Annotated in this window: 20 protein-coding genes and 1 pseudogene; 10 read left to right on the forward strand and 11 right to left on the reverse strand. The window is 73.2% G+C overall.

Annotation, left to right across the window (positions count from 1 at the left end):
* Nucleotides 1–31: 31 nt before the first annotated feature.
* A complete protein-coding gene (locus tag ACFWBB_RS32905) occupies nt 32–1,252 on the reverse strand; it encodes a trans-sulfuration enzyme family protein (protein WP_385279750.1) in 1,221 nt (406 codons plus the stop codon).
* A gap of 60 nt (nt 1,253–1,312) precedes the next feature.
* Here ACFWBB_RS32905 and ACFWBB_RS32910 point away from each other — a divergent pair, with 60 nt between their 5' ends.
* Both ACFWBB_RS32910 and ACFWBB_RS32915 read left to right on the forward strand, forming a co-directional pair.
* Nucleotides 1,313–1,804, forward strand: coding sequence for an Lrp/AsnC family transcriptional regulator (locus ACFWBB_RS32910; protein WP_385279753.1), 492 nt, complete (start codon nt 1,313–1,315; stop codon nt 1,802–1,804).
* A 33-nt stretch (nt 1,805–1,837) separates the two neighbouring features.
* The gene (locus tag ACFWBB_RS32915; RefSeq protein ID WP_385279756.1) at nt 1,838–3,529 is read left to right on the forward strand and encodes a DUF885 domain-containing protein; all 1,692 of its coding nucleotides are present in this window, start codon (nt 1,838–1,840) and stop codon (nt 3,527–3,529) included.
* A 55-nt stretch (nt 3,530–3,584) separates the two neighbouring features.
* Here ACFWBB_RS32915 and ACFWBB_RS32920 read toward each other — a convergent pair whose 3' ends face one another.
* Nucleotides 3,585–4,073, reverse strand: coding sequence for a rhodanese-like domain-containing protein (locus tag ACFWBB_RS32920; protein ID WP_385279759.1), 489 nt, complete (start codon nt 4,071–4,073; stop codon nt 3,585–3,587).
* A 141-nt stretch (nt 4,074–4,214) separates the two neighbouring features.
* Here ACFWBB_RS32920 and ACFWBB_RS32925 point away from each other — a divergent pair, with 141 nt between their 5' ends.
* The gene (locus ACFWBB_RS32925) at nt 4,215–4,661 is read left to right on the forward strand and encodes an Lrp/AsnC family transcriptional regulator (RefSeq protein ID WP_054240409.1); all 447 of its coding nucleotides are present in this window, start codon (nt 4,215–4,217) and stop codon (nt 4,659–4,661) included.
* Here ACFWBB_RS32925 and ACFWBB_RS32930 read toward each other — a convergent pair.
* From ACFWBB_RS32930 to ACFWBB_RS32940, 3 genes are all read right to left on the reverse strand, one after another.
* Nucleotides 4,622–7,645, reverse strand: coding sequence for an AAA family ATPase (locus tag ACFWBB_RS32930; RefSeq protein WP_385279763.1), 3,024 nt, complete (start codon nt 7,643–7,645; stop codon nt 4,622–4,624). The two genes, ACFWBB_RS32925 and ACFWBB_RS32930, sit on opposite strands and share 40 nt — an antisense overlap.
* A complete protein-coding gene (locus ACFWBB_RS32935; protein ID WP_385279765.1) occupies nt 7,642–8,805 on the reverse strand; it encodes an exonuclease SbcCD subunit D in 1,164 nt (387 codons plus the stop codon). The genes ACFWBB_RS32930 and ACFWBB_RS32935 overlap by 4 nt, the downstream gene beginning before the upstream one ends.
* A 185-nt stretch (nt 8,806–8,990) precedes the next feature.
* Nucleotides 8,991–9,617 (reverse strand): YigZ family protein, encoded by a 627-nt coding sequence (locus ACFWBB_RS32940; RefSeq protein ID WP_385279768.1) that lies wholly within the window; start codon nt 9,615–9,617, stop codon nt 8,991–8,993.
* 121 nt (nt 9,618–9,738) lie between these two features.
* On the opposite strand from ACFWBB_RS32940, the gene ACFWBB_RS32945 reads away from it, so the two are divergent.
* A complete protein-coding gene (locus ACFWBB_RS32945) occupies nt 9,739–11,706 on the forward strand; it encodes an amino acid transporter (RefSeq protein WP_385279771.1) in 1,968 nt (655 codons plus the stop codon).
* Here ACFWBB_RS32945 and ACFWBB_RS32950 read toward each other — a convergent pair.
* Entirely contained in the window at nt 11,703–12,257 is a 555-nt protein-coding gene (locus ACFWBB_RS32950; protein ID WP_385279774.1) for a SixA phosphatase family protein, read from the reverse strand. The two genes, ACFWBB_RS32945 and ACFWBB_RS32950, sit on opposite strands and share 4 nt — an antisense overlap.
* A complete protein-coding gene (locus ACFWBB_RS32955) occupies nt 12,254–13,012 on the reverse strand; it encodes a hypothetical protein (RefSeq protein ID WP_385279777.1) in 759 nt (252 codons plus the stop codon). Before ACFWBB_RS32955 ends, ACFWBB_RS32950 begins: the two co-directional genes overlap by 4 nt.
* A 112-nt stretch (nt 13,013–13,124) precedes the next feature.
* On the opposite strand from ACFWBB_RS32955, the gene ACFWBB_RS32960 reads away from it, so the two are divergent.
* Nucleotides 13,125–13,532 carry a CoA-binding protein gene (locus tag ACFWBB_RS32960; protein WP_385279780.1) on the forward strand — a complete coding sequence of 136 codons (408 nt, stop codon included), beginning with the start codon at nt 13,125–13,127 and terminating at the stop codon, nt 13,530–13,532.
* 43 nt (nt 13,533–13,575) lie between these two features.
* Nucleotides 13,576–14,602 (forward strand): annotated as a pseudogene (locus tag ACFWBB_RS32965) (FAD-dependent monooxygenase).
* Between the two features lie 10 nt (nt 14,603–14,612).
* Here the strand turns inward: ACFWBB_RS32965 and ACFWBB_RS32970 are convergent.
* The gene (locus tag ACFWBB_RS32970; RefSeq protein ID WP_385279783.1) at nt 14,613–14,972 is read right to left on the reverse strand and encodes an ArsR/SmtB family transcription factor; all 360 of its coding nucleotides are present in this window, start codon (nt 14,970–14,972) and stop codon (nt 14,613–14,615) included.
* Nucleotides 14,973–15,033: 61 nt separating this feature from the next.
* Between ACFWBB_RS32970 and ACFWBB_RS32975 the strand changes: the two genes are divergently transcribed.
* On the forward strand, nt 15,034–16,122 hold the full coding sequence (locus ACFWBB_RS32975) for a cation diffusion facilitator family transporter (protein ID WP_385279786.1): 1,089 nt from the start codon (nt 15,034–15,036) through the stop codon (nt 16,120–16,122).
* A gap of 220 nt (nt 16,123–16,342) precedes the next feature.
* Here ACFWBB_RS32975 and ACFWBB_RS32980 read toward each other — a convergent pair whose 3' ends face one another.
* Nucleotides 16,343–16,918 carry a helix-turn-helix domain-containing protein gene (locus ACFWBB_RS32980; protein ID WP_385279789.1) on the reverse strand — a complete coding sequence of 192 codons (576 nt, stop codon included), beginning with the start codon at nt 16,916–16,918 and terminating at the stop codon, nt 16,343–16,345.
* A gap of 173 nt (nt 16,919–17,091) precedes the next feature.
* Between ACFWBB_RS32980 and ACFWBB_RS32985 the strand changes: the two genes are divergently transcribed.
* The gene (locus ACFWBB_RS32985; protein ID WP_385279791.1) at nt 17,092–17,949 is read left to right on the forward strand and encodes an EamA family transporter; all 858 of its coding nucleotides are present in this window, start codon (nt 17,092–17,094) and stop codon (nt 17,947–17,949) included.
* Nucleotides 17,950–18,067: 118 nt separating this feature from the next.
* On the opposite strand, the gene ACFWBB_RS32990 is transcribed toward ACFWBB_RS32985, so the two are convergent.
* Nucleotides 18,068–18,859, reverse strand: coding sequence for an acyltransferase (locus tag ACFWBB_RS32990; protein WP_385279794.1), 792 nt, complete (start codon nt 18,857–18,859; stop codon nt 18,068–18,070).
* A 76-nt stretch (nt 18,860–18,935) separates the two neighbouring features.
* Here ACFWBB_RS32990 and ACFWBB_RS32995 point away from each other — a divergent pair, with 76 nt between their 5' ends.
* The gene (locus tag ACFWBB_RS32995; protein WP_385279796.1) at nt 18,936–19,463 is read left to right on the forward strand and encodes a gamma carbonic anhydrase family protein; all 528 of its coding nucleotides are present in this window, start codon (nt 18,936–18,938) and stop codon (nt 19,461–19,463) included.
* 99 nt (nt 19,464–19,562) lie between these two features.
* Here ACFWBB_RS32995 and ACFWBB_RS33000 read toward each other — a convergent pair whose 3' ends face one another.
* Nucleotides 19,563–20,216: a DedA family protein gene (locus ACFWBB_RS33000; RefSeq protein ID WP_385279799.1), complete on the reverse strand. Its 654-nt coding sequence runs from the start codon at nt 20,214–20,216 to the stop codon at nt 19,563–19,565.
* A 202-nt stretch (nt 20,217–20,418) separates the two neighbouring features.
* Between ACFWBB_RS33000 and ACFWBB_RS33005 the strand changes: the two genes are divergently transcribed.
* Entirely contained in the window at nt 20,419–20,832 is a 414-nt protein-coding gene (locus tag ACFWBB_RS33005) for a hypothetical protein (RefSeq protein WP_385279802.1), read from the forward strand.
* The last annotated feature ends 6 nt before the right edge of the window (nt 20,833–20,838 follow it).

Genomic DNA, 20,838 nt, shown 5'->3' on the forward strand with positions numbered 1-20,838 from the left:
CCATCACACCCGTACCGAGCGCCGCGACCGGTCACCCGACGGCGGCTCCCCGCTCGGACAGGGCGGCCGTGGCGCCCGCGCCGAGCGCCCCTCGCAGGTCGTCCCACAGGTCCTCGACGTCCTCCAGGCCGACCGAGAGCCGCAGCAGCCGGTCGCTCACGCCCGCGCCCCGGCGCTCCTGCGCTTCCACGATGCGATGACTGATGGACGCCGGGTGCTGGATGAGGGTGTCGACGCTGCCGAGGCTGACGGCCGGGGTGATCAGGCGGACGCCGGCGATCACCTCGTGCGGGTCGCCGTGCACCTCGAAGGCGATCATCGCGCCACCGATCCGCGGATAGTGGACGCGGGCGACCCGCGGGTCGGCGGCCAGCCGCCGGACCAGTCCGGCGGCGGTCGCGGAGGCGGCCCGTACCCGCACCGGCAGGGTGGACAGGCCCCGCAGCAGCAGATAGCCGGCCAGCGGATGCAGCACGCCACCGGTGGCGAAACGTATCTGCCGAAGTCGTCCGGCGAACTCCTCGTCGCAGGCGACCACACCCCCCAGCACGTCCCCGTGCCCGCCCAGGTACTTGGTGGCACTGTGCAGGACGAGCCGCGCACCCTGCTCGGCGGGCCGCTGGAGCACGGGCGTCGCGAAGGTGTTGTCGGCGAGCAGCGGAACCGAGCCGCAGGCGTGGGCGACGGCCCGCAGGTCGACCTCGGCGAGGGTCGGATTGGCCGGCGTCTCGACCATGACCAGACCGGTGTCCGGGCGGAGCGCGTCGGCGATCCCGGCCGGGTCGGTCCAGGTGACCTCGGAGCCGAGCAGCCCTGCGGTCAGCAGATGGTCGCTGCAGCCGTAGAGGGGGCGGACGGCGACGACGTGCCGCAGTCCCGTCGAGGCACGCGCGAGCAGCACCGCGCTCAGCGCCGCCATCCCGCTGGCGAACGCGACCGCGCTGTCGGTGCCTTCGAGGCGGGCGAGGGCCGTCTCGAAACGGGCGACCGTCGGATTGCCCAGCCGGCCGTAGACGGGCGGCCCTTCCGGCTCCGCGCCCATGGCGGCGAACGCGTCGATGCGGGCCGCCTCGGCGCGGCTGTCGTACGAGGGGTAGGTGGTGGACAGGTCGATCGGCGGGGCGTGCAGGCCCTGCCGGGCCAGATCGTCCCGCCCGGCGTGCACGGCCTCGGTGGCCAGTGCGCGGGGCGCTCTCGACGCGGGTCGGCGTACGTCGTCGTACGCGTGCGTGCTCGCTGGGGCTGAGTCCATGGACCGCAGGGTGAACATCGAACGGGTCACTGTGTTCGAACACCGTGCTACGTTCGGCCGATGGCTGAATCCGTCGTACTGGACCCGGTCGATCTCCAGCTGCTGCGGCTGCTCCAGAACGACGCCCGGACCACCTACCGCGACCTCGCGGCGCAGGTCGGTGTCGCGCCGTCGACGTGCCTTGACCGGGTGACCCGGCTGCGCCGCTCGGGCGTGATCCTCGGCCACCAGCTGCGGCTCGATCCGGCCAAACTGGGGCGTGGTCTCCAGGCGCTGCTGTCGGTACAGGTCAGGCCGCACCGCCGGGAGCTGGTGGGACCGTTCGTGGAGCGGATCCGGACCCTGCCGGAGGCGCTCACCGTCTTCCACCTCACCGGGCCGGACGACTACCTCGTCCATGTCGCCGTCGCGGACATGGCCGACCTGCAGCGGCTGGTGCTCGACGAGTTCACGGCACACCGGGAGGTGGCACGGGTCGAGACCCGGCTGATCTTCCAGCAGTGGGAGTGCGGACCGCTGCTGCCGCCGACGGCTTCGGGACAAACGGCGTGACGTGCGCCACCGCCTCGTACGAGGATGGGGCGCATGTCACACACCAACAATCCGCTTCCCCGCGAGGTCGCCGACGCGTATGTCGACGACTTCATCGCCCTCGACCCGGTGACCGGTACCTACCTCGGTGTGCAGCAGAGTTCGAGCCGTCTGCCCGACTACTCGCCCACCGGCCAGAAGGCGCTCGCGCAACTCGCGCGGGACACCCTGGCCAGGCTCGACGAGGCGGAACGGAGGCCCGGTGCGGAAAGTGACATCGAGCGCCGGTGCGCGCGCCTGCTGCGCGAGCGCCTGACCGCCGAACTCGCCGTGCACGACGCCGACGAGGGGCTGCGCGCCGTGGGCAACATGGCCACCCCTCCGCATCACGTGCGCGAGGTGTTCACCGTGACGCCCACGCAGACCGCCGCGGACTGGTCGGCGGTCGCCGAGCGGCTGCGCGCGGTGCCGGCGGCCCTCGCGGGCTACCGGGAGTCCCTGGCGCTCGGTCTGGAGCGCAAGCTGTACGCGGCACCGCGCCCGACCGCCACCTTCGTCGGACAGCTCACCGAGTGGTCGGACACGGACGGCGAGGGCCACGGCTGGTTCGAGGACTTCGTGTCCACCGGGCCGGACGCGCTGCGCCCGGAGCTGGACGAGGCCGCCCGTGCGGCGACCGCGGCCGTCGTGGAGCTGCGGGACTGGATGCGCGACGTGTACGCGCCGACGATCGAGGGCGCGCCGAACACCATCGGCCGGGAGCGCTACGCCCGCTGCTCCCGCTACTTCAACGGCACCGACCTCGACCTCGACGAGGCGTACGCGTACGGCTGGGCGGAGTACCACCGGCTGCTCGCGGAGATGAAGCAGGAGGCCGAGAAGATCCTGCCGGGCGCGGAGACCCCCTGGGCGGCGCTGGCCCACCTCGACGAGCACGGCAGGCACATCGAGGGCGTCGACGAGGTCCGCGACTGGCTGCAGGGCCTGATGGACCGGGCGATCGAGAAGCTCGACGGCACCCACTTCGAACTCGCCGAGCGGGTACGGCAGGTGGAGTCGCGGATCGCCCCGCCCGGCGGCGCGGCCGCCCCGTACTACACGCCCCCGACGGAGGACTTCTCGCGGCCGGGCCGTACCTGGCTGCCGACGATGGGACAGACCCGGTTCCCGGTCTACGACCTCGTCTCCACCTGGTACCACGAGGGCGTTCCCGGCCATCACCTCCAGCTGGCGCAGTGGGCGCACGTCGCCGGGGACCTGTCGCGCTACCAGGCCTCCGTCGGATTCGTCAGCGCCAACTGCGAGGGCTGGGCGCTGTACGCGGAACGGCTGATGGACGAGCTCGGCTTCCTCACGGACGCGGAGCAGCGGCTCGGCTACCTGGACGCGCAGATGATGCGTGCGGTCCGGGTGATCGTCGACATCGGCATGCACCTGGAGCTGGAGATCCCCGCGGACTCGCCCTTCCGTCCGGGCGAGCGCTGGACCCCGGAGCTGGCCCAGGAGTTCTTCGGCGGGCACAGCAGCCGCCCGGCGGACTTCGTCGAGAGCGAGCTGACCCGTTATCTGACCATGCCCGGCCAGGCGATCGGCTACAAGCTCGGCGAGCGGGCCTGGCTGCTGGGCCGGGAGAAGGCACGCGAGCGCCACGGCGACGCCTTCGACCTCAAGTCCTGGCACATGGCGGCCCTTTCACAGGGCTCGCTGGGCCTGGACGACCTGGTGGACGAGCTGGCCCGGCTCTGAGGCACGGTTGGGGACCGGGCAGCGACTGAGCGCAGCCCGGTCCCCAACCTGGTTGTCAGCAGCCGCAGTTCTCCGCACCGACAGGCGCCGTGAGCCGATCTGCGTCGCGCCGCTCGCGGCCCTCCCAGGTCTCGTACGCGAAGCCCTCGCGCACCCAGTACTCGAATCCGCCGAGCATCTCCTTTACCTGGTAGCCGAGTTCGGCGAGCGCCAGGGCCGCGCGGGTGGCGCCGTTGCAGCCGGGGCCCCAGCAGTACGTGACGACCGGCACGTTCCGGTCGAGGAGCTGTGCGGCCTGCCCGGGGATGAGCGCGGTGGGCAGGTGGACGGAGCCCGGGACGTGGCCCTGGTCCCAGGACTCGGTGGAGCGGGAGTCCAGGACGACGAAGCCGGGGTCACCGCCGGCGGCGAGGGAGGCGGCCACGTCGGACACGTCGGCGTGGAAGGCGAGGCTCGCCCGGAAGTGGGCGGCGGCCTCGACCGGGGCGGCCGGGGCGACGCGCAGGACGGGACCGATCGTGGTCGGGGTGGTCGCAGGGCTCATCGCACGCCTTTCCGCTGGCGGTGTTCCGGCTGGTCACCGCTTTCGATGTCCAGAAATCTATGACGGGTGAACGCTTCCCTGAAGAGGCATTCCCCGGCCTGGACCTTGCCTTGCCGGGGATTCCCCTGCTATCTGTCGCTCATGACCGCGTATTCCCCGGACGCCACCGACTGGCGCATTCTCGAGGTCCTCCAGCGCGAGGGCCGGGCCAGTTTCGCCGACCTGGCGCGTGCCGTGGCGATGTCGGCGAGCGCCGTCACCGAGCGGGTGCGGCGGCTGGAGGAGGCGGGCGTCATCCAGGGGTACGCGGCCGTGGTGGACCCCGAGCGGCTGGGGCTGCCGATCCTGGCCTTCGTGCGGCTGCGCTATCCCAACGGCAACTACAAGCCGTTCCACGATCTGGTGGCCGTCACGCCGGAGATCCTGGAGGCCCACCATGTGACGGGCGACGACTGCTTCGTCATCAAGGTCACCGCCCGTTCGATGCGGCATCTGGAGGAGGTGTCGGGCAAGATCGGCGCGCTGGGTTCGGTGACGACCAGCGTCGTCTACTCCTCGCCGCTCCCCCGGCGGCCACTGGGCCGGTAGCCCCGCTGCCGCACCACCGATCCCGTTCTGCCCTTGACGACCTCCAGCTGGGCGTGGATCCGACGGCGCAGGTCGGCCACATGGCTGACGATGCCGACACTGCGGTCGCGTTCGCGCAGCGAGTCGAGGACGTCGAGGACCTCGTCCAGCGTCTGGTCGTCGAGGCTGCCGAACCCCTCGTCGATGAAGAGGGTGTCGAGGCGCACCCCGCCCGCCTCGTCGGTCACGACGTCGGCGAGGCCGAGGGCGAGGGCGAGCGAGGCGAAGAACGTCTCGCCGCCCGACAGGGTGGCCGTGTCCCGCTCGCGCCCGGTCCAGGCGTCGACGACGTGCAGTCCCAGCCCGCTGCGGCCCCGCCCGGCCCGGTCGTCGGAGTGGACGAGGGTGTAACGCCCCGAGGACATGCGCTGCAGCCGCGCGGTCGCGGCGGCGGCCACCTGCTCGAGGCGGGCGGCCAGGACGTACGCCTCCAGGCGCATCCTGCGCTCGTTGTCGGCGGAGGTGCCGGAGGTGAGACCGGCCAGCCGGGCCACCCGGTCGTACTCCTCGCGCAGCGGCCCGAGCCGGCGTACGCCGTCGCTCGCGCGTACGGAGAGCTGGTCGAGTTCGGCGCAGCGGCGGGCGGCGGCGTCCTGCGCGGAGGCGGCCGTGCGCAGCCGCTCGGCCGCGGCGGCCGCCGACCGTTCCGCGACCGCGAGGTCGGCGGGCGGCTGCCGGACGGCCGCCACGGTGTCGGGTTCGGCCAGGACGGCCCGTACGGCGGCCTCCTCGGACTGCCGGGCGTCCAGCCTTCGTTGCAGCTCACGGTGGGCGCTGTCGTCGAGGAGGGCGTCGGCGGCGGCCCGGGGGGTGTCGAAGCCGGCCCGGAACGCGGCTTCGTCGAGGCGTCCGTCGGCTGCCTTGAGACGCTCGGCGCTCTCCTCGGCGAGGCGGGCGGTGTCGGCCGCGTCGGTGAGCCGGGCCGCCAGCTCCTCCAGTTCGGCCGCCCGCGCGGCGACGCTGGCCGCGCTGCCCCGGGCCTGCGTCAACTCCTCCTCCAGCACGGCCCGTTCGCGCTCCAGGCGGTCCCGGTGGCCCACCCTGGAGGCGGCCCGCACCGAGGCCTCGCGCTGTGCCGCCGTGCGGCGGTCGTGCTCCTGCTCGGCCTGGCGCAGCTCCTCGCGCGCGGGGTGCAGCGCGGAGGCGTCCCGGCGGGCCTGCGCGTAGTTCTCCTCGGCCTCCTGCGCCTCGGCGGCGAGCCGGTCCGCCGGGGCGTCGCCCGCCTCGGCGGTGGCGGCCGCGAGCGCCTCCCGTACGAGGCCGAGATCGCGTTCGTCCTGGGCGTGCCGTTCCTCCGCGCGCCGGGAGGCGGTGAGCGCCCGCTCCTCGGCCTCGCGGTCGACGTGTCCCGCGACCTTGCGGGCGGGCGCGGGGTGCTCGGTGGCGCCGCAGACGGCGCAGGGTGTCCCGTCGGCGAGGGTGGCGGCCAGTTCGGCGGCGATGCCGTTCAGGCGCTGTTCCTTCAGGTCGAGCCAGTGCGTGCGGGCGGTCTGTGCCTGCTCCTGGGAGGTGAGGGCCTTGCGCCGGCCGGCCTCCAGGTCGCGGGCCAGCTCGTCGCGCCGCCGGGCGGCCCTCAGGCGCCGCTGCGCGGGCTCGCGTCGGCCGTCGAGCTGTTCGGCGCGGGTGGCGGCCTCCTGGGCGGACTCCACGCGCGCCCGCAGATCCGAGCGGAGGACGTCCCAGCCGGCGAGCCAGGCCTCGGTCTCCGTCAGGACGTCCTCGTCGTCCCGCTCCCGCCGGTCCAGGTCGGCCCGTTCGGCGACGAGGTCGGTCAGCCGCCGCTCGCCGCGGCGCGCCGACTCCAGCCCGCCCAGTTCCTCGGCGGTCCGGCGGGCGGCGGCGGCGAGCCCGGCGGCTCCGGCGTCCGCGAACCGCCGCGGCAGCAGGTCACGCGCGCGTACCGCGCGGGTGGCCGCCCCGGTGTGCTCGGCGTCGGCGGTCTCGCGCAGTTCCAGCGCGGGCGCCACCGACTCCGCCTTGCGCGCCCGCTCCATCCGCGCCTGCGCGTCCCGATGGGCGCCGGACCGCTCCTCCAGTGCCTCCGCCCGCTCGCGTGCCTCGGCGAACCGCCGCTGGAGGCGGGCCCGTTCGCGTACGTCGTCAAGGGTGCGCTCGGCGGCGGCCTGCGCGGACTCGGCCGCCAGGCGGCCGCAGTGGGCGGTGGTCAGCAGCTCGCGGGAGGTGCTGCGGGCGACGGCGGCCGCGGCCAGCACCGCTTCGGCCAGCCCCGGCTCACCCGGGGCGAGGTCGGGCAGCTCCATGGCGTCCCCGGCCACCTGCTGCATCCGGTGCGCGTCGGCGAGCAGGGCGGAGTCGCCCGCGCGCACCTGTGCCTCTGTGGTGCGGCGGCGCTCGACGAGCCGCTTCTCGACCTCGGCGAACCGCCGGGTGTCGAAGAGGCGGCCGAGCAGCCGGCCCCGCGCCTCGGCGTCGGCCCGCAGGAATCGGGCGAAGTCGCCCTGGGGCAGCAGCACGACCTGGCAGAACTGCTCGCGGCTCATGCCGAGCAGCTGGGTGATCTCCTCGCCGATCTCCTGGTGGGAGCGGCTGAGGTTCTTCCAGGCCCCGGTGACCGCGTCGTGCTCGCGCAGCAGGCTCTGCGCCTTGTCGACCGTCGTGCCCGTGCCGCGCTTCTTGGGCCGCTCCCAGGGCGGCTGCCTGCTGATCTCCAGCCGGCGTCCCGCGACGGTGAGTTCGAGGGTGACCTCGGTACGGGTGCCGGGCGCCGCGTGGTCGCTGCGCAGGGTCAGGCCCTGGCCGCTCTGCCGGGCGCCGGGTACGGAGCCGTACAGCGCGTAGCAGACGGCGTCCAGGACGGAGGTCTTGCCGGCGCCCGTCGGTCCGTGCAGCAGGAAGAGCCCGGCGGCGGAGAGCTCGTCGAAGTCGACGCGTTGGGAGCCGCCGAAGGGGCCGAAGGCCGTCAACTCGAGCCGGTGCAGCCTCACCGCGCCACCTCCCGAACCACGTCGTCCGCGCGCACCGCGTCGAAGGCGTCCCGCAGCACGTCCTGCTCGCGTGCGTCGGGTCCTGCCCCGCGCACATGGGCCACGAAATCCTCGGCGATCTCCTGGTCGCTGCGGTCGGCGAGGCGCCGGGCGTACGACTCGCCGGGGCCGTCGGGCGCGCGCTCGGGGGCGAAGGCGAGGCTGAGCGTGTGCGGGAAGCGCTGGGTGAGGCGGGCCATGGGGTCGGCCGGGCGGACGGCGTCGGTGAGTGTCGCCTCGACCCACGCATCCTCGTGGCGCGCGAGGGCGGGATCGGCGAGCAGCTCCTCCAGGGGGCCGCGGACGCGGGCCAGCGCGCGCGGCACCGGACAGTCGATCCGCTCGGCCTCGACCTCCCCGCCGGCCCCGAGGTCGACGAGCCACATGGTCTTGCGGTGCTCGCTCTCGGAGAAGGAGTACGGCAGCGGGGAGCCGGAGTAGCGCACCCGCTCGGTGATGGTCTGGCAGCCGTGGAGGTGCCCGAGGGCGGTGTAGTCGACGCCGTCGAAGACCCCTGCGGGCACCGAGGCGACCCCGCCGACGGTGATGTCCCGCTCGCTGTCGCTGGGCTCACCGCCGGTGACGAAGGCATGGGCGAGGACGACGGAACGCGTCCCGCGCGCGCGTGCGGCGAGGTCGGCGCGGACCCGGTCCATCGCGGCGGCCAGCACGGTCTCATGGCCGGCCTTCTCGACGCCGAACTCGTCCTTCACCAGGGCGGGTTCGAGATAGGGCAGGCCGTAGAAGGCGACCTCGCCGAAGGCGTCCTGGAGGATCACCGGCGTCCCCGCCGCCGTCGGATCCGTCCGCAGGTGGATGCCGGCGCGTCCGATGAGCCCGGCACCGACCCCGAGCCGGCGGGCCGAGTCGTGGTTCCCGGAGATCATCACCGTGGGCACGCCGAGGCCGGCGAGCCGGTGCAGGGCGTCGTCGAACAGCTCGACCGCGGCCAGCGGCGGCACCGCGCGGTCGTACACGTCTCCCGACACGAGCACCGCGTCGACCTCGCGCTCCCGCACGGTCGCGACGAGGTGACCGATGAACCCGGCCTGGGCGCCGAGCATGTTCACCCGGTGGAACGCCCGGCCGAGATGCCAGTCGGAAGTGTGCAGGAGCCTCATGATCCCCGAGACTAACGGCCGGGTCCGACAGCACGGGCGGTTACTCCCGTATCGCACCGTCATGCCGACCGACACAAACGGTCATTACGGACATTTCACCTACCGATTCGCTCACCGCGTCACGTGTCACTCATCACGGGTCGCGCGGCGCGGGTCATCGCGCGTCACGGATCGGGGGTCGCGGCTCACGCCTCCCCGTAGGCCTCGCCGCCCAGCTCGAAGCGTGCCGTCCCCGCCGTCGCGTCCGCGAGCCACGCGCGGAAGGCGTCCACGTCGGCGTCCGGCAGGCCGATCTCGATGGTGACCTCCTCGCCGTAGCGGACGTCCCGGACCGCGCGTCCCGTCGAGTGGAGGTCGTTCTGGACCTTGCCGGCCCGCTGGTGGTCCACGGTCACCGTGGCCAGGCGGAAGCGGCGGCGGGTGAGCGTGCCGAGGGTGTCGAGGGCCTCGCCGACCGCCCCGCCGTACGCCCGGATGAGGCCGCCCGCGCCGAGCTTGACCCCGCCGTAGTAGCGGGTGACGACGGCGACGACGTACCGCATGTCGCGGCGCAGCAGCATCTGGAGCATCGGGACGCCCGCCGTGCCGCCGGGTTCGCCGTCGTCGCTCGCCTTCTGGACGAAGGCGTCCGCGCCGACGACGTACGCCCAGCAGTTGTGGGTGGCGTCGGCGTGCTCCTTGCGGACGGACGCGATGAACTCCTGGGCCTCCCGCTCGGTGGCGGCCGGGGCGAGGGCGCACAGGAAGCGGGAGCGGTTGACCTCGGTCTCGTGCACGCCCGCGTGGGCGACCGTGCGGTACTCGTCCTGCATCGGGCCAGCCTATGCGGTGATCGCGAAGTAGCCGTCGTCACAGGTGCGGGCGACGATGTGCGGGGTAACCAAGGGCGGTGACCGTGGACCATGACTCGACCGATCGCAGGGAGCGTGCGGCATGACCGGCACCCGGGTGCAGGAGAACAGCTCCGGTCCGCCGTCCTCCCGGTGGCGCGCCTGGCTCCTGGAGGGGCTCAGCGAGCAGACCGCCCGCCATCCGGGTCCGCACGCCACGCCGGACGAGGAGCAGGAAGGGCACCGGTGGTGGCGGGTGATGTGCCTGACCGGTGTCGACTACTTCTCCACGCTCGGCTACCAACCCGGCATCGCCGCCCTCGCGGCCGGTCTGCTGTCCCCGCTCGCGACGCTCGTGCTGATCGCGCTGACCCTGCTGGGCGCTCTGCCCGTGTACCGCCGGGTGGCGCACGAGAGCCCGCACGGCGAGGGGTCGATCGCGATGCTGGAGCGGCTGCTGCCGTGGTGGTCGGGGAAGATCCTCGTGCTGGTGCTGCTGGGGTTCGCGGCCACCGACTTCATGATCACGATCACCCTGTCGTCCGCGGACGCGGCCGCGCACGTGGTGGAGAACCCGTTCGCCCCGCACTGGATGGCCACCGGCAACGAGTGGATCACCCTGGTGCTGGTGGGCGCCCTGGGCGCGGTGTTCCTCAAGGGCTTCCGGGAGGCCATCGGCATCGCGGTGCCCCTGGTCGCGGCCTACCTCGTGCTCAATGTCGTGGTGCTCGGGGTCTCCGCCTGGGAGATCTTCACGCACCCCGTGCGGATCGGCGACTGGACCGACGGTATGACCGCCGAGCACTCCTCGCCGTGGGCCATGCTCGGCGTGGCCGTGCTGGTCTTCCCGAAGCTGGCGCTCGGCATGTCCGGCTTCGAGACCGGGGTGGCGGTGATGCCACAGGTCACGGGTGATCCGACGGACACGTACGAGGAACCGCGGGGGCGGGTGCGGGACACCCGCAAGCTGCTCACCACGGCCGCGCTGATCATGAGCTGCTTCCTGCTGCTGTCCAGTCTGGCGACGACGATCCTGATCCCGCAGGACGACTTCGAGAGCGGCGGCCCCGCGAACGGGCGGGCGCTGGCCTACCTCGCGCACGAGCATCTGGGCGAGGCCTTCGGCACGGTCTACGACGTCTCGACGATCACGATCCTGTGGTTCGCGGGCGCCTCCGCGCTGGCCGGTCTGCTGAACCTCGTCCCGCGCTATCTGCCCCGCTACGGCATGGCGCCGGAGTGGACGCGCGCGGTGCGGCCCCTGGTGCTGGTGTTCATGGCGGCCGCCGTCTTCATCACCCTGTGGTTCAACGCGAACGTCGACGACCAGAGCGGCGCCTACGCGACCGGCGTGCTGGTGCTGATGCTGTCGGCTGCGTTCGCGTCGACCGTGGCCGTCCACCGGCACGGCCACCGCCGGGCCACACTCGGCTTCGGCGTGATCACTGCCGTCTTCGCCTACACACTCGTGGCGAACGTCATCGAGCGGCCGGACGGCATCAAAATCGCGGCGATCTTCATCTTCGCGATCCTGGTCACGTCGTTCGGCTCACGGGTGCGCCGGGCCTTCGAGCTGCGCGCCGCCGAGGTCTCCTTCGACGAGACAGCGGCCCGGTTCGTCGACGAGGCCGCGCGGCGCGGGCCGCTCCAGCTCATCGCGAACGAGCCGCGGGAACACAGCACACGCGCGTACCGCGCCAAGGAGTGGGACCAGCGCGAGCACACCCCGATCGCCGGCGGCGGCCCGGTGCTCTTCCTGGAGGTGTTCGTGCGGGATTCCTCCGACTTCACCGCGGACATCACGGTGCGCGGCGACGAGAAGCACGGGGTCCGCCGGCTGCGCGTCTCCGGTCCCACGGTGCCCAACGCCATCGCCGCGGTCCTGCTGGCGCTGCGCGACCGCACCGGGCAGGTGCCGCACGCGTACTTCAGCTGGACCGAGGGGAACCCGGTGAGCCATCTGATCCGCTTCCTGGTCTTCGGCGACGGCGAGGTCGCCCCGGTCACCCGTGAGGTGCTGCGCCGCGCGGAGACCGAGCCGGAGCGCCGGCCGCGCGTGCACGTCGGTTAGTCCTCCTCGTGCGGCCTGCGGCCTCTCGGCACGGTCATCGTGGTCAGCAGGGCCGTGCCCGGGGTCAGGGCGGACCAGCCGGGTCCGTACCAGGCCAGGACGGCGATCGCCGAGGTCGGGAACTTCAGCCGCACCTCGTCCAGAGCGCCGTCCAGACTGTCTCCGGCCAGGTCGAGGACCAGTTCCTCGAGGCCGGGGTTGTGCCCGACCAGCAGCAGCGTCCCGACCTCGGCGGGCGTCTCGTGGACGACCTCCAGGATCCCGGGGACGTCGACGCCGTAGAGCCGCGGGTCGAAGCGCACCGGGGGCGGGGCGCCCCATTCGGCGGCGGCCAGCTCCCAGGTCGCGCGGGCGCGGGCCGCGGTGGAGCACAGGGCCAGGTCCGGGAGGCAGCCGGCCCCGGCGAGCGCGCGGCCCGCCGCCGGCGCGTCCCGGCGGCCGCGCGGGGCGAGCGGCCGTTCATGGTCGGGCACGCCCTGCGGCCAGGCCGACTTGGCGTGCCGCAGCACCACCAGCCTTCGCGGCGGGGTCCCGCCGCCGGGCCCGTTCACGCCGAGGCTCCCACGTCGCGCAAGAGGTCGAGGCCGAGAAGACGGTCGGCGTAGGCGTACGTCTCGAAGCGGGCGCCGTCCGGCAGCTCGGCGCCGGCGTCCTCCACCCACCGCAGGACCCGCAGCACCTCGGGCAGGTCCAGGTCGTCCTCCCAGGCGGCGCGCAGCCGTCCGCGCAGCTCCTCGGGGACCGGTCGCGAGGGCCGCCGCGCCCAGTCGGCGACGGCTCGCCGCCAGCGGGCGAGGGCGTCACGGGCCTCGCCCAGCGCGTCCTCGTCGAGCCGCAGGGGCTCGGTGCGGGGCCGGGAGAGAAGCGCGAGACGCAGGACGGCGGGGTCGGTGTCCGGTTCCCCGGAGACCCGGTCCGCCCCCGGTCCCCCGGGCACCGCCCCCTGCGCCGGCGCCACGGCGACCCGCACCCCGTCGGGGGCCGGGCCGCCCTCCGCCACCACGTGCAGGATCTGCGCCTGGCCCACTCCGGCACCCGCGCCGAGGTCGCGGCCGTCCTCGAAGGGGTGCGTGCCGAGGGCTCTGGCACCCGCCCTGAGTTCCGCCTGGTCGCGTTCGCCGGACAGCAGCGCCCAGACGGGCGTGCCGCCGAGTTCCAGCGCGCGGACGAGCAGGTCGGCGAAGAGAAGGATCCGCAGCGACCCGGCGCCGTACCCCGAGGCATGCGCCTCCACACGGGTCGGGCCACGGCGGACAGGGGCGGCGACGACGGGTTCGCCGGTTCGGGCGTCGATGATGCGCAGCACGAGGCGAGCCTAGGCGGGCGGGCGCGACTTCGCAGGCAGGGACAGGAATCAGGGTCCGGCGCGAGCTGTTGTGGTCGTCGACCGTTCCTTTCCGACCCCAAGGAGGCCGCCGGTGTACGGCGACGAGGCAGCGATCCGGAAGATCCTCACCGGGCTCGGCGACACCTGGGCCGTGGTGGGCCTGTCGACGAACCGGGGGCGTGCGGCCCACGGAGTCGCCGAGGTGCTCCGGCGCTTCGGCAAGCGGGTCGTCCCCGTCCACCCGAAGGCGGAGACGGTGGACGGTGAGCGGGGATACGCCTCCCTCGCGGACATCCCCTTCGCGGTGGACGTCGTCGATGTCTTCGTCAACAGCGAACTCGCGGGCGCCGTGGCCGACGAGGCGGTCGCCAAGGGCGCGAAGGCGGTGTGGTTCCAGCTCGGCGTCGTCGACGAGGCGGCCTACGACCGTACCCGGGCCGCGGGCCTGGAGATGGTCATGGACCGCTGCCCGGCGATCGAGATCCCCCGACTGGGCTGACGGGCCGCGGCCTCCCGGCCGCGTTCGAGGGCCCGCCCATAATGTGCGGGTGACCACCGACTCCCCTTCCGCCCACCACACTCCGGTCGTCGTCGTGGGCGCGGGCCCCGCAGGTCTCACCGTCGGCAACATCCTGCGGGCCGCGTCCCTCGACTGTGTCGTCCTGGAGACGGAGAGCCGTGAGTCCATCGAGCGGCGGCCACGCGCCGGTGTCATCGAGGAGTGGGCCGTCCAGGGACTGCGGCAACGCGGTCTGGCCCACGACCTGTTGGCGCGGGCCCAGCGGCACTCCGCGTGCGAGTTCCGCTTCGGCGGCGAGCGCCACCGCTTCTCCTACACAAACCTGACGGGTCATCACCACTGGGTGTATCCCCAGCCGTTGCTCGTCACGGACCTCGTGCGCGAGTACGCCGACGTACGTGGCGGCGACGCCCGCTTCTCGGTGCGCGACGTCGAGCTGCACGACCTCGGGACGGCCCGCCCTTCGGTTTCGTACACCTGCCGGGACACCGGTGAACGGCAGCTGCTGACCTGTGACTTCGTCGTCGGCGCCGACGGAGCGCGCGGAGTCAGCCGGGCCGCGCTGGTGCCGGAGCGGGCCAGGATCGGTCTAGTCCGAACTGCACCAGCGTCTCGAGGGCGCGGGGGCCCCGCCGCTCACCGAGGGGCGGCTGATCGAGAAGTGCGTGCTCGACCTGCACGACTACGTGGTCGAGCCGATGACGTACGGGCGGCTCTTCCTGGCCGGGGACTCGGCCCATCTCGTCGCGCCGATCGCCGCGAAGGGCATGAACCTCGCCCTGCACGACGCGTTCCTGCTCGGCGACGCGTTGGTGGCCCATCTCGACGGCGGCGACGACGGGCTGGACGGCTACTCGCAGGCGTGTCTGCGCCGGGTGTGGGACTACCAGGAGTTCTCGCAGTGGCTGTCCGAGGTCTATCACGGGTGCGCGGCCGACGACTCGTTCCGCGCGGGTACGACGTTCGCCCGGCTGCGCCGCCTGTTCACGTCTCCCTCCGCCGCTGCCGCGTTCGCGGAGCAGTACCTCGGAACGGCCGAGCACTACTGAGCCGGTCGGGTCAGTCGTGCACCGGTTCGTCCCCGAGCCGGTGGTCCGCCACGTTCAGCGCCTCGTCCACCAGGCGGCGCAGATGGCCGTCGGAGAGCGAGTAGATCACCCGGCGGCCCTCCTTGCGGGTGCTCACGAGTCCGGCCAGCCGCAGCCGCGCCAGATGCTGGCTCACCGCCGGCCGGGCCGCTCCGCACGCCTGCGTCAGCGTCGTGACGTCGGCCTCGCCGGAGGTCAGCGCGTGCAGCAGGGTGAGCCGGGTGCGGTCGCCGAGCAGGGCGAGGACCTCTGCTGCGAGGGCGAACTGCTCCTCGCCGGGGGTGCGCGGGTGCGCATGGTGTGCAGATGACAGGTGCATGCGTGCGCTCATACGCACATAATGGCGGTGTGGGCGGACGCGCGTCCACCTCGGCGCACCGGAAGGGACCGACGTGAGCGAGCGGCACGACCACGAGCACGGGCACCGGCACGACCGCGGGCCCCACCACGAGCACGCCCACGAGCACCCGCACCACCACTCCCCTCCCTCCTCCCCGGGCGTGCGCCGTCGCGTCGCCCACCTCCTCACCCCGCACTCGCACGAGAGCGCCGACAAGCTGGACCCGGCCCTGGAGTCCTCGGCCCGGGGCATGCGCGCGCTGTGGGTCTCGCTGGCGGTGCTGGGTCTGACGGCCGTCGCGCAGGCGGTGGTGGTCGTACTGTCCGGGTCGGTGGCGCTGCTCGGCGACACGGTGCACAACGCGGCGGACGCGCTGACGGCCGTACCGCTGGGCATCGCGTTCGTACTGGGCCGCCGGGCGGCCACCCGGCGCTTCACCTACGGCTACGGGCGGGCGGAGGACCTGGCGGGCATCGCGATCGTGCTGACGATCGCCGCGTCGGCGGCCTTCGCGGGATGGACCGCGGTCGAGCGGCTGATGAACCCGCGCCCCGTCGAGCAGGTCGGCGCGGTCGCCGTGGCGGCGCTGGCCGGCTTCGCGGGCAACGAGTGGGTCGCGCGGTACCGCATCCGGGTCGGCCGTTCGATCGGCTCGGCCGCGCTGGTCGCGGACGGGCTGCACGCGCGCACGGACGGCTTCACCTCGCTGGCGGTGCTGGTGGGCGCGGGCGGCTCGGCGCTGGGCTGGCAACTCGCGGACCCGGTCGTGGGGCTGGCGATCACGGCGGCGATCGCCCTGGTCCTGCGGGACGCGGCGCGCGAGGTGTTCCGGCGGGTGATGGACGCCGTCGACCCGGCACTGGTCGACCGGGCCGAGCAGGCGCTGCGAGAGGTCGAAGGGGTCCGCGGGGTCGGCGAGTTGCGGCTGCGCTGGATCGGACACCGGCTGCGGGCCGAGGTGGCGGTCGTCGTGGACGGCGAGGCGACGGTACGCCAGGCGCACGGGATCGCCGTGGCGGCCGAACACGCCCTGCTGCACGCCGTACCGCGCCTGACGGCCGCGCTGGTGCACGCGGATCCGGCACCGGTGCCGGGCGAGGACGACCCGCATCTGGCCCTCGCCCATCACACGGCGGCCTGAGGCCGGCGCCCGGAGGCCGGGCGGCTCGGGTCGAGCGGTCAGGCGACGCCCAGCCCCTCCAGCACCACCGCGCCCGGCAGTTCGGCGAACGCGTTGCCCGGGACCAGCAGCTTCCCGCGCCGGCGCCCGCTGCCCACTGGGGGACGGCGGTGTCGAAGTTGCCGACGGGTGCACGCACGACCGCACGCCAACAGCCGGTTGACGGCCCCCGGAGGCCGCCTCAGTGCACGGGCGGCGGCACCGAGACGGTCAGCACCATCTCCGTCGGGACGTCGCCCCGGTTGCCGTACATGTGCGCGGCGTTGGCCTCGAAGGTGACGCTCGCGCCGGCCGGGACGCGATACTGCGTGCCGTCCACCGTGAGGGTGAGTTCACCCGCCGTGACGTGGGCGATCTCGACCGTGCCGAGCGGGTGCGGGTCCGAGCCGCTGCTCTCGCCGGGCATCAGCCGCCAGTCCCACATCTCCAGCGGGCCCGGCGCCTCCGTGCCCGCGAGCAGCCGGCTGTAGCTGCCCGAGTCGGTGTGCCACAGCCGTACCGCCTGTTCGGCGGGGACGATGCGGACCTTCGGTCCCTGTTCGTAGTCGAGCAGGGTGGTGATGCTGATCCCGAGCGCGTCGCCGATCTTGACGACCGTACCGAGGCTGGGATTGGTGCGGGCCTGTTCGATCTGGATCAGCATGCCGCGGCTGACACCGGCGCGGGCCGCGAGGGCGTCGAGGGTGAAACCGCGCTCGGTGCGCCAGCGCTTGACGTTGCGCGCCAGGGACTGGGTCAGCAGCTCGAGGTCCGACACTTTCCGTCCAATTCCGTCCGGTCCGTCCGGACCCGCCCCGTCCCCTCCGCCCCCGTTGGGTTCCGGTGGTTTCCAGCGGTCCCGGAGTCCAATATTCTGGATGACAGGGTTAAGTTTGCTGCACTACGGTGTGGTGCACCCGATCGTGCACCGAACTGTACTGCGAGGACCCCGTGACAGCACTCTTCGCCCTGGCCACCAGCCTCCTGTGGGGTCTGGCCGACTTCGGCGGCGGGCTGCTCACGCGACGGGTCCCGGCGCTCACCGTCGTCGTGGTCTCACAGTCGATCGCGGCGGCCGTCCTCGGGGCGGTCGTGGTCGCCACCGGGGGCTGGAGCGAGGCCGGTCCCCGTCTGTGGTTCGCGGTCGCGGCCGGGCTGGTGGGGCCGGTGGCCCTGCTCTCCTTCTACAAGGCGCTGGCGCTCGGCCCCATGGGAGTCGTCTCCCCCCTGGCCACCCTGAGCGTGGCCGTGCCGGTCTCCGTCGGGCTGGTCCTCGGCGAGCGGCCGGGACTCGTCCAGGTCGCGGGCATCGCGGTCGCGGTGGCCGGGGTCGTCCTGGCGGGCGGCCCGCAGCTGAGGAGCGCCCCGGTGCAGCGGCGGGCCGTCCTCCTCACGCTGGTCGCGGCGCTCGGGTTCGGCACGGTGTTCGTCCTGATCACCGAGGCGTCCACCACGGTCACCGGCCTGTTCCTCGCCCTGTTCGTGCAGCGGGTCACCAACGTGGCCGCGGGCGGCGCGGCGCTGTACGTCGCCGTCCGGCGCGGGGCGCCCGCGCTGCCCGAGGGCGGTCTGCCGTGGACTTCGCTGCCGGCGTACGGGTTCGTCGGTCTCGCCGACGTCGCCGCGAACGGCACCTACGCCGTCGCCGCCCAACACGGCCCGGTCATGGTGGCCTCGGTGCTCGCATCCCTCTACCCCGTGGTGACCGCCCTCGCCGCGCGCGGGTTCCTCCGGGAGCGGCTGCGCGCGGTCCAGGCGGCGGGCGCGGGACTGGCCCTGGTGGGCACACTGCTGCTGGCGACGGGTTGATCCGGGGCCTGTCCGGCCCGCTCCGGCTCCGGCTCCGGCTCCGGCTCCGGCTCCGGCTCCGGCTCCGGCTCCGGCTCCGGCTCCGGCTCCGGCTCCGGCATGATGGGCCGGGCCGGCCCTACGGCTCCAGCCGGGCCAGTGCGGCCGCCGTCTCCTCGTCCAGTTCAGAGAGCGCGACCAGCTGGTCCGAGGTGACCCCGTCGGGGATCGGCACCGGCGCCGGGGTGCGCAGCGGCGGCTGCCACCCCTCGGCGGGCGTCCAGCGCCGTACGACCTTGGCGGGCGCCCCCGCGACGACGGAGTGGTCGGGCACCGTACCGCGCACCACCGCCCCGGCCGCGACGACGACGTTCCGTCCGATCCGCGCACCCGGCAGGATCACGGCTCCTGTGCCGATCCAGCACCCGGGGCCGATCTCCACGGGCTCCATACGGGGCCACTGCTTGCCGATGGGCTCGTGCGGATCGTCGTAGGAGTGGTTCGTGGACGTGACGTACACATACGGACCGAAGTAGCAGTCGCTGCCGATGGTGACCGTCGTGTCGGCGATGACATGGCTGCCCCGGCCGAGTACCACGCCGTCACCGAGCCGCAGGATCGGGTCCGGGCCGAGATCCAGGTCGGGCATCAGACCGGCGGTCAGGGTGACCTGTTCGCCGACGATGCAGTGCGCGCCGAGGTGGATCCAGGGCTCACCGAAGACCGTGCCGAGCGGGAAGGCGAGCCGGGTGCCCGGGCCCATCGAACCGAAGCGGAAGCGACCGGGGTGCTCAGCGGTGACCGAGCCCGTGCGCTGCACCCAGGCCCAGCCCTCATGGACGGCGCGCTGCACCAGTCGGCGCCGCCATGACGAGAACGTGTTCCAGGGCTTCGGCACCCGCTCACCGTACTCAGCGCGCGGTGCGGCCATGGGCCCGCGGCCCTGTGATCTTCGCCCCACCGGGTGGCGTACGGTGCGGGCATACGACCGACACGAGGAGACGGTGATGACGCACAAGGCGCTGATCGTGGGCATCGGCGGCAGGGAACCGAAGGTCGACGCCGAGGCGTTCGTGGCACCGACGGCCTCGGTGATCGGGGACGTGACGCTGGAGGCGGGCGCGAGCGTCTGGTACGGGGCCGTCGTGCGGGGCGACGTGGAGCGGATCACCGTCCGGGCGAGCGCCAACATCCAGGACAACGTGACGCTGCACGCCGACCCCGGCTTTCCCGTGACGATCGGCGAGCGGGTGTCCGTCGGCCACAACGCCGTGGTGCACGGGGCGACGGTCGGGGACGACTGCCTCATCGGGATGGGGGCGACCGTGCTCAACGGGGCGGTGATCGGGGCGGGTTCGCTGGTCGCCGCGCAGGCGCTCGTGCCCCAGGGGATGGAGGTCCCGCCGGGATCACTGGTGGCGGGGGTGCCGGCCAAGGTCAGGCGGGAGTTGAGCGAGGAGGAGCGGCAGGGTGTGACGCTGAACGGCACGCTGTACGCGGACCTGGCCAAGGCTCACGTGGAGATCCACGAGTAGGCGGGTCAGTCCCAGAGACCGGGGCGGTTTCCCGAGGCGGTTGCCCGGGGCGGCTCCGTCGCGTGGGCGTGGCATTCCACGCCGGCCCCGCTCCCCGGACTACTCGACGGCGGGCACGGTCTCCGGTTCGGCCTCTCGCGTGGCCCCACCCTGCAGCTTCTTCGCCTTGCGCTTGATGATCAGCATCGACGTCAGGCCGATCAGCACCGCCACCACCAGGCCCAGGTACGAGAACTTCTTCAGCCAGGACTCCGCCACGACACCCACGTAGTAGATGACCGCCGTCGTGCCGCCGGCCCACGCGATGCCGCCGAGGACGTTGGCGACGAGGAACTTCCAGTACGGCATGTGCAGAACGCCCGCGAGCGGGCCGGCGAAGATACGCAGCAGGGCGACGAAGCGGCCGAAGAAGACGGCCCACATGCCCCACTTCTCGAAGGACCGCTCGGCGGTGGCGACATGCCCCTCGCTGAAGTGCCTGGGGAACTTGGCGCCGAGCCACGCGAGCAGCGGACGCCCGCCCTTGCGGCCGATGGCGTAGCCGATGGAGTCACCGATCACTGCGCCCGCGGTGGCGCACGCGCCGAGGACGACGGGGTTGATACCGCCGTGCTGGGAGGAGAGCAGCGCGGCCGACACCAGGATGATCTCCCCAGGCAGCGGAATGCCGAGGCTCTCGAGACCGATGACCAGGCCCACCACGGCGTAGACGGCGGCCGCGGGCACCGTGTCGAGCCATTCCTGCACGTGCACCGCGGGTTCCTCCCGTTAGACGTCCCTGGGCAGCCTTGCCTTCCGGGAAGCCTACCGGGTCGGCCGGACCCGGCCCGGATCCGTGGTGTAGGGGGCTACACCACGGATCCGGGGGCGCGGTCCCTCGTGGCGGCGGCCCCGCCACGTGATCGTGGTGGAGGACGAACCACCGTGCCCCACCGTTCCCGAAGGGACCCCCCCCATGGCCGTGAACCGCCGACGCGGACGCCGTACTGCCGTCATCGCCACCGCCGCGGCAGCCCTCGCGCTGACCGCCGGCCTTCTCACCGGCTGCGAGTTCGACGACTCCATCGACTGCCTCTCGAACGCCGACGACATCACGGACAGCATCACGGCGATCAACAAGGCCGGAGCGGACGCCATCGAGGATCCGACGAGGACCGAGGACTCCATCGACACCATCGAGAAGAACCTGGACAAGATCGACGACAGGTCGGCCGACAGCGACGCGGACGCCACCAAGGTCGACAAGGCGGTCGACAAACTCCAACAGGCCGTCGAGGACTACAACCAGGACGTCCTCGACGGCGACCACCCCGACTCCGCCGAGATCGACAAGGCGGCCTCGGAGCTGAGGAACGTCTGCACGTCGTGACCCGGA

The organism is Streptomyces sp. NPDC060000, from assembly GCF_042737375.1.
Lineage (GTDB): Bacteria > Actinomycetota > Actinomycetes > Streptomycetales > Streptomycetaceae > Streptomyces.

Coding starts and splice junctions, on each gene's coding strand:
- ACFWBB_RS32905 (WP_385279750.1), bottom strand. CDS start 1,252: ATGGACTCAGCCCCAGCGAGCACGCACGCGTACGACGACGTACGCCGA.
- ACFWBB_RS32910 (WP_385279753.1), top strand. CDS start 1,313: ATGGCTGAATCCGTCGTACTGGACCCGGTCGATCTCCAGCTGCTGCGG.
- ACFWBB_RS32915 (WP_385279756.1), top strand. CDS start 1,838: ATGTCACACACCAACAATCCGCTTCCCCGCGAGGTCGCCGACGCGTAT.
- ACFWBB_RS32920 (WP_385279759.1), bottom strand. CDS start 4,073: ATGAGCCCTGCGACCACCCCGACCACGATCGGTCCCGTCCTGCGCGTC.
- ACFWBB_RS32925 (WP_054240409.1), top strand. CDS start 4,215: ATGACCGCGTATTCCCCGGACGCCACCGACTGGCGCATTCTCGAGGTC.
- ACFWBB_RS32935 (WP_385279765.1), bottom strand. CDS start 8,805: ATGAGGCTCCTGCACACTTCCGACTGGCATCTCGGCCGGGCGTTCCAC.
- ACFWBB_RS32940 (WP_385279768.1), bottom strand. CDS start 9,617: ATGCAGGACGAGTACCGCACGGTCGCCCACGCGGGCGTGCACGAGACC.
- ACFWBB_RS32945 (WP_385279771.1), top strand. CDS start 9,739: ATGACCGGCACCCGGGTGCAGGAGAACAGCTCCGGTCCGCCGTCCTCC.
- ACFWBB_RS32970 (WP_385279783.1), bottom strand. CDS start 14,972: ATGAGCGCACGCATGCACCTGTCATCTGCACACCATGCGCACCCGCGC.
- ACFWBB_RS32990 (WP_385279794.1), bottom strand. CDS start 18,859: ATGGCCGCACCGCGCGCTGAGTACGGTGAGCGGGTGCCGAAGCCCTGG.
- ACFWBB_RS32995 (WP_385279796.1), top strand. CDS start 18,936: ATGACGCACAAGGCGCTGATCGTGGGCATCGGCGGCAGGGAACCGAAG.
- ACFWBB_RS33005 (WP_385279802.1), top strand. CDS start 20,419: ATGGCCGTGAACCGCCGACGCGGACGCCGTACTGCCGTCATCGCCACC.